At 47.0% G+C, this 12,622-nt stretch carries 7 protein-coding genes and 1 pseudogene; all 8 read left to right on the forward strand.

What is annotated here, in order from left to right; genetic code table 11:
* The first annotated feature begins 140 nt into the window (after positions 1–140).
* The 8 genes and pseudogenes from CEW91_RS04640 (at position 141) to CEW91_RS04675 (ending at position 12,450) form a co-directional block, all read left to right on the forward strand.
* Positions 141–2,107, forward strand: a pseudogene (locus tag CEW91_RS04640) (cation:proton antiporter domain-containing protein).
* Positions 2,108–2,247: 140 nt separating this feature from the next.
* Entirely contained in the window at positions 2,248–3,468 is a 1,221-nt protein-coding gene (locus CEW91_RS04645) for an efflux RND transporter periplasmic adaptor subunit (protein WP_088767872.1), read from the forward strand.
* A gap of 5 nt (positions 3,469–3,473) precedes the next feature.
* A complete protein-coding gene (locus CEW91_RS04650; RefSeq protein WP_088767873.1) occupies positions 3,474–6,650 on the forward strand; it encodes an efflux RND transporter permease subunit in 3,177 nt (1,058 codons plus the stop codon).
* 122 nt (positions 6,651–6,772) lie between these two features.
* Positions 6,773–7,486, forward strand: a complete 714-nt coding sequence (locus tag CEW91_RS04655; RefSeq protein WP_088767874.1) for a DUF599 domain-containing protein — start codon at positions 6,773–6,775, stop codon at positions 7,484–7,486.
* A gap of 9 nt (positions 7,487–7,495) precedes the next feature.
* Positions 7,496–8,527, forward strand: a complete 1,032-nt coding sequence (gene astE, locus CEW91_RS04660) for a succinylglutamate desuccinylase (protein WP_088767875.1) — start codon at positions 7,496–7,498, stop codon at positions 8,525–8,527.
* Between the two features lie 159 nt (positions 8,528–8,686).
* On the forward strand, positions 8,687–9,874 hold the full coding sequence (locus CEW91_RS04665) for a thiamine pyrophosphate-dependent dehydrogenase E1 component subunit alpha (RefSeq protein WP_088767876.1): 1,188 nt from the start codon (positions 8,687–8,689) through the stop codon (positions 9,872–9,874).
* Positions 9,874–10,851 carry an alpha-ketoacid dehydrogenase subunit beta gene (locus CEW91_RS04670; RefSeq protein WP_053952456.1) on the forward strand — a complete coding sequence of 326 codons (978 nt, stop codon included), beginning with the start codon at positions 9,874–9,876 and terminating at the stop codon, positions 10,849–10,851. The genes CEW91_RS04665 and CEW91_RS04670 overlap by 1 nt, the downstream gene beginning before the upstream one ends.
* Positions 10,852–10,863: 12 nt before the next feature.
* Positions 10,864–12,450 carry a dihydrolipoyllysine-residue acetyltransferase gene (locus tag CEW91_RS04675; RefSeq protein ID WP_088767877.1) on the forward strand — a complete coding sequence of 529 codons (1,587 nt, stop codon included), beginning with the start codon at positions 10,864–10,866 and terminating at the stop codon, positions 12,448–12,450.
* Positions 12,451–12,622: the final 172 nt, after the last annotated feature.

Consider the following 12,622-nt stretch of genomic DNA (forward strand, 5'->3'; position numbering starts at 1 on the left):
AATTTTGTCTGAATATCGTTAAGCAAAATTCAAGCCAATATTAAAAATTACAATCAAAACAACTGGTTATAAAGTCAGTTTTTCTGAAACAAAACAGTGTTAATATTTTGACAGCAATATTTAAAACAAAGAGGGACTGAATGAACGGCACGTTTTCCAGCTTATTGATGTTACTGGCGGTAGCGGTAGTGCTTGTATGGCTCTTCCGAAGAGTAAAACTACCCGCAATACTGGCGTATCTGGTGGCTGGAATTATAGCCGGGCCGGAAATCATGGGTTGGATTAAGGATCCTGACGATTACCACTTGGTTGCAGAGTTGGGTATTGTTTTCCTGCTGTTCTCTCTTGGTTTGGAATTTTCCTTGCCCAAAATGATGGCAATGCGTCGTTGGGTATTTGGTTTAGGTGCAGCCCAAGTCATTGGCTCGTTACTGGTGTTTATGCTCATCGGATTTCTGTGGCTTGGTGAGTGGGCGGCGTCACTCGCGATTGCCGGGGCGCTGGCGTTGTCATCGACTGCCGTGGTTATTAAACAGCTCAAAGAAAGTGCACAAACTGCAACTCGACGAGGGCAAATGACGGTAGCCATTTTGCTGTTCCAGGACATTGCGGTTGTTCCGTTACTAATTATTATTCCGTTGCTGGCGTCAGATTCCGGCAGTATTGGATACACCTTATTGCTTGCGCTGGCAAAAGGCACAGCGGTTATTGCTGTATTGATGGCTGTGGGTAAATGGGTACTACCGTACTTATTTAAAGAAATAGCCAAGCAAAGAACCGACGAGCTGTTTGTACTGGCAACGTTGCTGGTTGCATTGGTTGCCGGTGGTATGACGCATTTATTTGGCTTGTCGATGGCTCTGGGCGCGTTTTTGGCCGGTATGATGTTGGGCGAGAGCCAGTATAAGCATCAGTTAGAGGCTGATATTAGGCCGTTCCGTGACATTCTAATGGGGTTGTTTTTCACGACCATAGGCATGCAGTTACAGTTGGATGGCTTTGTAAACAACCTGCACTGGATCTTACTGGCCGTTTTGATCATGTCCATTGTTAAAATTGCCATTATCAGTTCTGTTGCCAGGCTGATGGGGGAGCGAGATACCGACTCCTGGGGAGTGCAATATCGCTGTTTCAAATGGGCGAGTTTGGCTTTGTTATTGTGGCTTTGGCCAATAATCACAACCTCTTGTCGCCGGAAATTGTGACCAGCATGATAGGTATTGGTGTGTTTAGTATGGCGATAACGCCAATCATTATTCACCGCCTGAAGCCTTTAGTCGATGCAATTATTCGCACACCTGACCCTATTGAGCAAATAGAAAGTCAGCGCATACCAAAAGGGGACGGACTGGAAAATCAGGTACTTATTTGTGGCTTTGGGCGCACTGGGCAGACGATTAGTCGCTTCCTGGACGCTGAGGGGATTACGCACATTGCGGTTGATAACGATCCGTTGCGTGTTCAGGAAGCAGTGGCTGGCGGAGCGCGCGTTTATTTTGGTGACAGTGCTCGTAAAGACATATTACGGGCGGTTGGCGCTGAGAAAGTTGACTTGGTTATTATCAGTTTTGCGGATGATCTTCGCGCAATTGAGGTCCTAAAAGAGCTGCGCTTACTTAACCCGAACGCCTATGTCATTGTGCGCAGTCGGGACGATCAAAACCTAAGCGCTTTGCAAAATTCCGGAGCTTCTCAGGTTGTGCCGGACACACTCGAAGCCAGTCTAATGCTTATTTCTCATGTATTAAGCCACAGCGGCATCCCGATTCGCCGTATTTTGGCGCGTCTGGACAAAGAGCGTCGTAATCATTACGGGGAAATGCACGGGTTTTTCCAGGGGTCAGAAACCGATATGGGGCCTGAAATGGTGGATAAACTGGAGTTCTTGCGCGCGGTAACGTTACCGGAGGGCGCTTGGGCGAACGGCAAAACAGTCGCGTCTCTAAATTGGGAGGAGCATAATGTTCAGCTTAAAGCGATACGCCGGGACGATGAAGAGTATCCTAACCCGGACGATGCCACCGAATTTGAATCTCAAGACGTGGTTCTGTTAGTCGGAAAACCGCGCTATGTAGAGGCGGCTGAGCGTTGGTTATTGGAGGGATAATTTAGTTTTGTAATAGTCCGTTACAACTTATTAGGGAAAAATCACAGTTCGCAACAGTTAAGGTCTAACAATTTACATTTGTTAGGTTGATAATAACACTATCAGAAATTTTAAAATTAACTAAAGCTGAGCGAACTGTGATGAAACTAAAAAAACGTGCTTTTATACCACCTCTCATTATTCTTTTGGCAATCTTGCTTGCTGTGTTAGCGAGCATGGCTGCTAAACCACCAGAAAAGAAACAGCAGCAAAAGCCTGCTGTCATGGTAGAAGTTAAAGAAATGGAAGCCCGCGATATGACCTTCCTGGTCGATTCGCAAGGCTCAGCAACGCCCAAATACTCAACCACACTGTTGGCAGAAGTCAGCGGACAAATAGTCGATGTCGCAGACAAATACAACGCTGGTGGCTTTTTTAAAAAAGGCGAGATGCTTTTACAAATTGACCCTTCTGACTATGAGGTGGCGGTTCAGCAGGCTCGAGCGCAGTTGTTGCAAGCTCAGGCCGCGTTGGAAGAAGAGAAAGCCCGGGCACGAGTCGCTGAAGAAGAGTGGTCACAGTTTACTGAAGGCGAAGCGCCGGCACTGGGCTTACGCAAGCCCCAGTTAGCTAGCGCGTTAGCCGCTTTAGAATCGGCAGAAGCCAACCTAGCTATGGCGGAGCGTAATTTAGAGCGAACCACTATAAAAGCGCCTTATGACAGTGTCATGAGAAGCAAGCAGGCTGACTTGGGTCAGTTTGTTGGAGCGGGGGCGCAAATTGCTACATTGTTCGGCACTGAAGTGGCAGAAATTCGTTTGCCGCTTAGTGACCTGGATGTTACTTACCTTAATCTGCCGGAAGAGTCTCAAACTGAACCTAGAGTGTTACTGGAGTCACAGGTGTCTGGTGTCGATGCGCAATGGCTAGGAAAGCTGGTCAGAACAGAAGGTGTGCTGGATGAAGCAAGCCGAGTTATTTACGGCGTAGTTCAAGTAGAAGACCCTTATAACCTTAAAGGACAAACACACGAAGAGCCGTTGCGTTTTGGTCGTTTTGTGCAGGCGCAGATAGAAGGCCAGCAAGTCAGTGGGGTTATGGAAGTCCCAACTTATGCAATAAACCCCGACGGCACTGTTTGGACTGTTGCCGATGGACGCAAGCTTCAGAAGAAAGAGATTGAAGTCATTCGGACTCAGGCAAATACCAGTATTGTTAGCGATGGCTTGGAAGAGGGTGACCTGGTCGTACTCACTCAGCTGAAAAATGCTTTGAATGGCATGAAAATTCGTTTGGAAGGCGACCCGTTGCCAGAGCAAATGGAAACGTCTGCAAACAATGAAGAAACAGTTGCTGCAAACGATAACGAACAGGGTGAGTAAGCGTCATGGAAAACGAAAAGCAAAAAGGTATTATCGCTTGGTTCGCGAATAATCCAGTCGCTGCGAACCTATTAATGATAGTCATTCTGGTTGCCGGAGCGCTGTCGGTATTCACGGTTCGCAAGCAGATGTTTCCTGAAATTGAGCTCAATATTATCAGTATTCAAGTGCCGTTCCCTGGTGCTGCACCACAGGAAGTGGAACAAGGCGTCATTATGCTCATTGAGGACGCTATTGAAGACGTTGACGGCATTGAAGAGATGACATCTCGGTCGCGTGAAGGTATTGGTAGCGTTACTCTGGAAGTTGAGCCGGACTATGACGTTCAGGTCGTCATGGATGAAGTTAAAATGCTCGTCGATGCGATTCCTAACTTCCCTCAGCAAATTGAAAAGCCGAATATTTACCGAGTCCGACCTAACCGCGACGTTATTTGGATGACGGTATTTGGTGACGCTAATGAGCGCACTCGTAAAGAGTTGGCGAAGAGTATTCGAGATGAACTTAAAAGCGTTGGTGGCATAACCAAAGTGGAAGTGGTCGGTGCGCGAGATTACGAAATTGCGATTGAAATTTCGCAGCAGGATCTCGAGCGTTACGGCTTAACTTTCCAGCAAATTGTTAACGCGGTTCGAGGTACGTCGATAGATGTTGCCGGTGGTTCTATAAAGACACCCAATGGCGATATTCTTTTGCGTGCTAATAACCAAGCGTACTATGGCAGCGAATTTGAGAAAATTGTTCTCATTAGTCGCCCTGACGGTACTCGTTTAACCTTGGGTGACATTGCAACAGTGGAAGACGGTTTTGTCGAAACCGAAGCGTTCACGCGTTTTGATGGTAAGCCAGCCACATTTATTCGAGTTAACTCGGTGGGTGATCAAAACGACCTGAAAATAGCTGAGTACGTAAGAAACTACGTCGATCGCAAGCAACAGGAACTGCCTGATGAAATTCAGTTAGCTGCCTGGGGGGATTCTTCTTATTACCTGCAGGGTCGGCTGGACCTCATGTTAAACAACATGTGGATTGGTGGCTTGCTAGTATTCCTAATGCTGTCGCTATTCTTGCAGTTGCGTTTGGCGTTCTGGGTCATGATTGGTATTCCTGTGTGCTTTCTGGGAACCATCGCGTTACTGCCGCTGCCGATGGTTGATGTGTCTATCAACATGATTTCCTTATTTGGCTTCATATTGGTTCTCGGGATAGTGGTCGATGACGCTATTGTTATAGGTGAAAGTGCCTATACCGAAATTGAAGAGAAGGGTAAGAGTGTCGATAACGTTGTTGCTGGCGCCAAGCGTGTCGCTATTCCTGCAACTTTCGGCGTGTTGACCACAATGGTGGCATTTATACCAATGTTGATGGTAGAAGGCGGGATGGGCGCTATATGGCAGTCCATTGCGTTCGTGGTGATTATTGCGCTGGCCTTCTCGTTGATTGAGTCAAAATGGATTTTGCCGGCTCACATTGCGCAAATGAAGTATTCGAAAGATGGCAGCGAAAACCCAAATGCATTTCAGCGTTTTCGTAATAAGTTCGCCGATGCTATTCAGCGCTTTGTTTATAAATACTACCGTCCGTTTTTGAAGAAATGCCTGCATTATCGCTATGCCACGCTGGCTGCGTTTTTCGGCATGATGATTTTGATGATAGGTTTGATGAGTGGCGGTATTGTGCGCTGGGTCTTTTTCCCTGATATCCCAAGTGATTTTATTCAGGCTAATGTTGAAATGCAGCCGGGCACCTCGGAAGAGCGCACCATTGAAGTATTAGAGAGTGTGTCTAAAGGCTTAGCTCAGGTTGATGAAAGGGCTGAAGCTAATGAAGGCGGCAAGGTCGTGCGCCATACAAACATCTGGATGAATGGAACCGAAGCCGGTACTGTTTTCGCAGAGCTGAAAAAAGGCGAAGACCGAAATATTGATGGTTATGAAATCGTTAATCAGTGGCGCGAGTCTGTCCCTGAGTTAGCTGGCGTGCGTACCATTAATTTCCAAGGTGGTATTGGCGGCGGTGGCGGTTTCGACATCGAGTTCCAGTTAGTCGGAGATAACCTTGATGAACTCAAAGCTGCAGCTGAACGATTGAAAGCGGTTCTGGGTGAGTACGATGGTGTATTTGATATTGAAGATACCTTTGGTGACGGAAAAGACGAAGTATTGGTAACAACCAAGCCGTTAGCCGAAGCAATGGGTATTAACCTAGCGGAATTGGCGACTCAGGTGCGTTATGCGTTTTATGGCGCTGAGGCTCAGCGTATACAACGTGGTGACGAAGAAGTGAAAGTCATGGTTCGTTACCCTGAAGAGCAACGCCAATCGGTTGGTAACTTGCAGGACATGAAGTTGCGTATGGCAGACGGTTCAGAAATTCCGTTTACTGAGTTGGCGGATATTGAATTTGCTGAGGGCTATTCGACCATTACTCGTATTGATCGCGAGCGTTCTGTGAATGTGCGAGCTCGAGTTAATAAGGATCGTGTTGAGCCCTTCCGTGTAGTAAATGAAGTGAGAGAGCAGAAATTACCTAACATTCTGGACCAATATCCGAGCGTTGGCTTTAAGCTTCAAGGCGCTACACAGGACGAAGCTGAAGCGACAGACTCTTTAGCCTTAGGTGGTTTGCTGGCAATGCTGGCCGTGTATGCATTAATGGCGATTCCGCTGAAGTCTTATAGTCAGCCGCTTATCATAATGTCGGTTATTCCTTTTGGTATTATCGGTGCGGTTATAGGGCATTGGATATTGGGTATGCCGGTCAGTATTTTGAGTCTGTTTGGTATCATCGCGCTGTCTGGCGTTGTGGTTAACGACAGCCTGGTGATGGTCGATTACGTCAACAAAGCGAAAGAAGCCGGTACCGACCTGCGTCATGCGGTACTGGACGCAGGTTGCCGACGCTTCCGTGCTATAACCTTGACGTCATTGACGACCTTCTTCGGTTTATTACCAATAGTACTGGAAAAGAGTCTGCAGGCTAAAATTGTTATTCCAATGGCAATATCACTGGCGTTCGGTATTATTTTTGCGACGATTATCACGCTTTTATTAATACCATGTCTGTACCTGATATTGGCGGATGCAAAACGCAATACTCAGTCCTTCTTGTCCTGGTACGGACTGGCGAAGCCGCCTGAGCCTAAAGACATGACAACAGAGGAAGCATTGAAAGACTATTAATGTTAGGTCATAAGAACACAAAGCCGGGGCAAAATGCGCCGGCTTTGTCGTATGTGCTGTCATAAACTGGTAAACTTGATGCTATAACTTTAAGACATTATTTGAGGCTTCGGGTCATTCACATGTTGCTGTCATTCCTCGATATTTTTGCATTGGCTTTGTTCTTCTTTTGCTGGATAGGCTACTCTCTTTTTGCCCGTAAGCGCGCCAAAACCACCCATTGCCTGTCGAGTATTTTATGTTCTTTGCGAATTGACTGGTTTAACACCGTGGTTCATAAAGAAAACCAAGTCGCTGATGCATCATTAATTGGTAACGTTGAGCGCACGGTAACCTTTTTTGCGTCGTCTACTATCCTTGTACTGGCCGGTGTTATAACGGTACTGGCACATGCCGAGGAAGTTGTGACAGTTTTAAATGAGATTCCGTTAAGCCCGAACACGAATGCGCTGCTTGTACAGTTTAAGCTGGCAGTACTGGCGCTCATCTTTGTGTATGCGTTTTTCAAATTCACTTGGTCGATACGTCAGTTTGGTTTTGTCTCTGTGCTACTTGGTGCATCGGTTGAATTTCATCAGGAAAATAAAACAGAAGAAGAACGAGATCGTTTTGCCCGCCACGCCGCAAAAGTGTTGGATCAGTCGGGGCATGAATACAATAAAGGGTTGCGTACGTATTACTTTGCGTTGGCCTATTTGTCGTGGTTTTTGCATCCCGCAATGTTAGTCATTTCAAGTCTCATTGTTGTTGCCGTTCTTTATCGTCGTGAGTATCGTTCGCGGGTGCTACGTGAGTTGTTGGCGACAAAAGGCTTTGTACCCGGGAAAAAATCATAGGAGTTTGGTTTGAATAAGGCATTTGAGGACTTTTTAGGTTGGACCTGCGCCAATGAATGGGGCAGTGAAGAGACTCAGAAAAAGACATTGAATAACGGTGTCACCCTGTCCATATGGGACAGCGGTGTTTTAGAAGTTACGCCATCAAAGCCCGGGAAAAAAGATATTGTTTTATCTTGTGCGGTACACGGTAATGAAACCGCGCCTATTGAAATATGCCGCGATATTATTAATGACATTATCACTGAAAAGCAGACAGTCGTTCATAGAACCTTATTTTTGATTGCGAATCCGGCATCTATTAATAAAGGTGAACGCTTCGTTGAAGAAAACATGAATCGGTTGTTCAGTGGGGCTCATGGCAACGGTAAGGCACACAACAAAGAGCGCGAGCGCGCGGCTAAAATTGAACAGTATGTAAGACGCTTTTATGAAACTGCCCCAGAGGGCGAGCGAGAGCGTTTACACTATGACTTGCACACGGCCATACGTGACTCAAAACGTGAAAAATTCGCTGTTTATCCATTTACTCATGGGAAATCGTACAACAAGCATCAGCTTCAATTCCTATTAGCGTGTGGTGTCGATACTGTGTTGTTAAATCAAGCACCGACAACCACGTTCTCCTATTTCAGCGTGAATGAATTTAATGCACACGCGTTTACTGTTGAATTGGGGAAAGTACGCCCGTTTGGCAAGAATGACCGTTCGAAGTTCGCTGCCTCAGAGCAAACGCTACGTCGGTTAATTAGTGAAGACTCGGTCGATTTTGGTGAGTTTGACCCTAATAAACATTTTATCTTTAAAGAAGCTCAGACAATTAATCGCATGAATGAAGATTTTGAGCTTAACTTTGCTGATGACGTGGCCAACTTTACGTCTTTTGACAAGGGCGACTTATTGGCGCGAGACGGTGATAAGAACCTTTATGCACTTCATGACGGCGAACATATTATTTTCCCGAATGCTAACGTGGCTTTGGGACAAAGAGCGTTATTAACCGTAGTAAGAGTGCCAACAGAATCGCTCGAATTGGAATAGCCTATACTGGTCTTAGTAGTCAGGCTTTATTGTTAATCCTGTTCGTTTCTATTTACACTTACTGCGTTAACTTTTCGTTAGTTTGTGGTTTGCATGTCACTTTACGTAAAGGTAAAGTAGCGGCAAATTTCACCCAGCTTGCAACCGAAAGAGAAGGTTATGGCAAAGGATAAAAAACACAACACAGAAATTGTGACAAAACCGCAATGGTTTGACGGTGAATCAGTCACAATTCCAATGCTGCAAATCCTCAAAGAGGACGGTAGCTTCCATAAAGGCGCTGACATGCCTGAATACGATAAAGACCTTATCGTAAAAATCCATGACACCATGCAGTTCATTCGTACGTTGGACGAGCGCATGATTGCTGCGCAGCGTCAGGGACGAATTAGCTTCTACCTGGCTTCGCGTGGTGAAGAGGCTGAAAGTGTCGCTTCTGCAGCCGCATTAGATGACGGCGATATGATCATGGGGCAGTACCGCGAGCAGGGCGCATTGGCGTACCGTGGCTTTACCGTTGAACAGTTCATGAATCAGCTATTCTCGAACGAAAAAGACTTAGGTAAAGGTCGTCAAATGCCGGTTCACTATGGCTGTGCTGACTTAAACTTTATGACCATTTCTTCGCCGCTGGGTACACAAATACCACAAGCGACCGGATATGCGTTCGGGCAGAAGATGGATAAAACCGGCAAGTGCACCATTTGCTATTTCGGTGAAGGTGCAGCTTCTGAAGGTGACTTTCATGCAGCCTTAAACATGGCATCGGTTTATAAAGTGCCCGTTATTTTCTTTTGTCGTAACAACGGTTACGCCATTTCAACGCCGTCGCAAGGCGAGCAGTATGGCGGTGATGGCATTGCGCCACGCGGTATTGGTTATGGCATGAAGACCATCCGTATCGACGGTAATGACGTGTTTGCCGTACTAAGAGCGACACAAGAAGCGCGTCGCTTAGCAGTTGAAGAGAACGAGCCGGTATTAATTGAAGCCATGTCGTACCGTATGTCGGGTCACTCAACGTCGGACGACCCAACGGGTTACCGTACGCGCGAAGAAGAAGATGACTGGAAAGTAAAAGATCCGCTTGATCGTCTGCAAAAATGGATGATGAACGAAGGCTGGTTGGATAAAGACCATGTTGAAGAGCATCATGCCGACGTTAAAGCCAAAGTATTGGCTGCGTTAAAAGAAGCCGAAAAAGTACCTGCGCCACATATCGACGAACTGATTAATGACGTATATGACGAGCCAACACCGTTGCTGAAAGAGCAATTGGAAGAGTTGAAAGAGCATATTCGTAAGTATCCGGATGCGTATCCGAAAACGTCAGGGAGAATCGACTAATGGCTAAAATGAATTTACTACAAGCCATCAACAGCGCACTCGACCTGGCGATGGCCAAACACGACAACGTATACAGCTTTGGTGAAGACACCGGTGGTTTCGGTGGTGTATTCCGCGCAACTTCAGGTTTGACCGAAAAATACGGCAAGCATCGCAACTTTAATACACCACTGGTTGAACAAGGCATCATCGGTTTTGCGAACGGGTTAGCGTCACAAGGCAGCTACGCCGTTGCTGAAATTCAGTTTGGTGACTATATCTTCCCGGCGTTTGACCAAATCGTTAACGAATCGGCGAAGTTCCGTTATCGCTCAGGTAATGAGTTTGATGTAGGCGGTTTAACCATTCGTACACCATACGGCGGTGGTATTGCGGGTGGTCACTATCACTCGCAGTCGCCGGAAGCCTATTTCGCGCATACACCGGGCATGAAAATTGTGACGCCGCGTAACCCATACGAAGCTAAAGGGTTATTGCTGAGCGCCATTTTTGATAAAAACCCAGTGTTATTTATGGAGCCGAAGCGCCTGTATCGTGCATCGACGGGTGAGGTGCCTGAAGAAGAATATACCATTCCATTGGGCAAAGCCGACGTCGTCAAAGAAGGTACGGATATTACCGTCTTGGGCTGGGGCGCACAGATGGAAATGACCGAGAAAGCGGTCGAAAAAGCCGAAGAAGACGGGGTGTCGTGTGAGGTGATCGACTTACGGACGATTTTGCCGTGGGATGTTGAAACAGTCACTCAGTCGGTACTAAAAACCGGACGTTTAGTGATTTCGCAGGAAGCTCCAATCACCGGTGGTTTTGCCAGTGAAATTGCGGCGACTGTTCAGGATAAGTGCTTCCTTTACCTTGAATCGCCGATCGCGCGTGTATCAGGTATTGATGTACCGTATCCGTTGTGTCACGAGAAAGAGTACATGGCTGATCACCTGAAGATTTATGAAGCCATCAAACGCTCAATGAACTACTAAGGACCCATCGACATGAGTAAAGATTTTATTCTGCCCGATATCGGCGAAGGGATCGTAGAGTGCGAAATCGTTGAGTGGCTGGTAGCCGAAGGCGATGAAGTGAAAGAAGATCAGCCGGTTGTTGAAGTCATGACTGACAAAGCCATGGTTGAGATACCGGCAAAAGATGACGGCGTGGTTGAAAAGCTGTATTACCAAAAAGGTGATATTGCTAAAGTCCATGAGCCTTTATTCCGCGTCAACGCTGACGGTGATGCTGGCGAGTCAGCAGAAGACAAGCCTGCTGAAAAAGAGCCTTCAAAATCTGAGGGCAAGCCAGAGAATAATCAAGCGGTGGGCGGTGAGACGACTGACTTTATCTTGCCGGATATCGGTGAAGGTATTGTTGAGTGTGAGATTGTCGAATGGTTAGTTTCTGAAGGCGACGAAGTGAAAGAAGACCAGCCAGTGGTTGAGGTGATGACCGACAAAGCCACGGTGGAGATTCCAGCGAAAGATGACGGTAAAGTCGTTAAGCTGTATCACAAAAAAGGCGATATTGCTGAAGTACACAAACCATTGTTCGCGTTACAGCCAGCCGGTGGTGTTCAGGCTTCGGGTTCTGGCAATAACGCTCAAAGTAGCTCGTCACAGAACAGCGCAGAGTCGAAACCACAAGCAAGCACAAAGGCGGAAGCTGAACCACCAGCGAAAGCGCGTCAGGGTAAAGCCATTGCCAGCCCGGCAGTGCGTCGCTTAGCTCGCGAGAATGATATTAATATCGCTGACGTTCCTGGCTCTGGTAAAAAAGGCCGTGTCCTGAAAAAAGACATTGAAGGCTTCAAATCGGGTGATCAACGTTCTACTGCTAGCACAGACAGTAAGCCGGCTCAGCAGCCTGTTGCGACTACTGGGGGCACGCGCACCGAAGCGATTCGTGGCGTGAAAGCGGCAATGGCTAAGCAGATGATGAACTCTGTCAGTACTATTCCGCACTTCACGTACGCTGATGAATTCGATGTAACGAACCTGATTGAGCTGCGTGAAAAGCTGAAAGAGCAATACAAAGAAAAAGGCGTACGCTTAACTGTCATGCCGTTCTTTATTAAAGCTCTGTCGTTGGCACTAAAAGAGTTTCCGGTAATGAATGCGCAGGTGAATGAAGACTGCACAGAAATTACTTATTTCGATGACCATAACATCGGTATGGCAGTCGATACCAAAATTGGCTTGTTAGTGCCTAACGTAAAACAGGTACAGAACAAAAGCATTATCGACGTGGCTAATGAAGTAACTCGTTTAACGCAAGCTGCTCGGGAAGGTAAAGTACCTCAGGCTGACATGAAAGGCGGTACTATTAGTATCTCTAACATTGGTGTTATTGGCGGTACGGTGGCAACACCTATCATCAACAAACCAGAAGCAGCCATTGTCGCCTTAGGTAAAGTGCAGGAGTTACCGCGCTTTGACGAAGACGGCAATGTGGTAGCCCGTAAGATAATGACGGTAAGCTGGTCAGGCGACCATCGTATTATCGACGGCGGCACCATTGCTCGTTTCAACAAACTCTGGCAGGAATACCTCGAAGACCCAACCAGCATGCTGGTTAACATGGTCTGAGATAACGGAAAGGCTCCGCGGACATAGTGCTTCGCTTGGAGCTAAGGCCCGCTGATACAGGAGACGCAACGAGCTCATCCATGAGGGCTTGACGAAGGCCATCCATGGCCTTCGACACTCCTGTATCAGCGGGCCTTAACGCTTAGCGCTACACACAATGCCCGCGGAGCCT

Origin of the sequence: Idiomarina piscisalsi (assembly GCF_002211765.1) — a bacterium.
Taxonomy (GTDB): Bacteria; Pseudomonadota; Gammaproteobacteria; order Enterobacterales; family Alteromonadaceae; genus Idiomarina; species Idiomarina piscisalsi_A.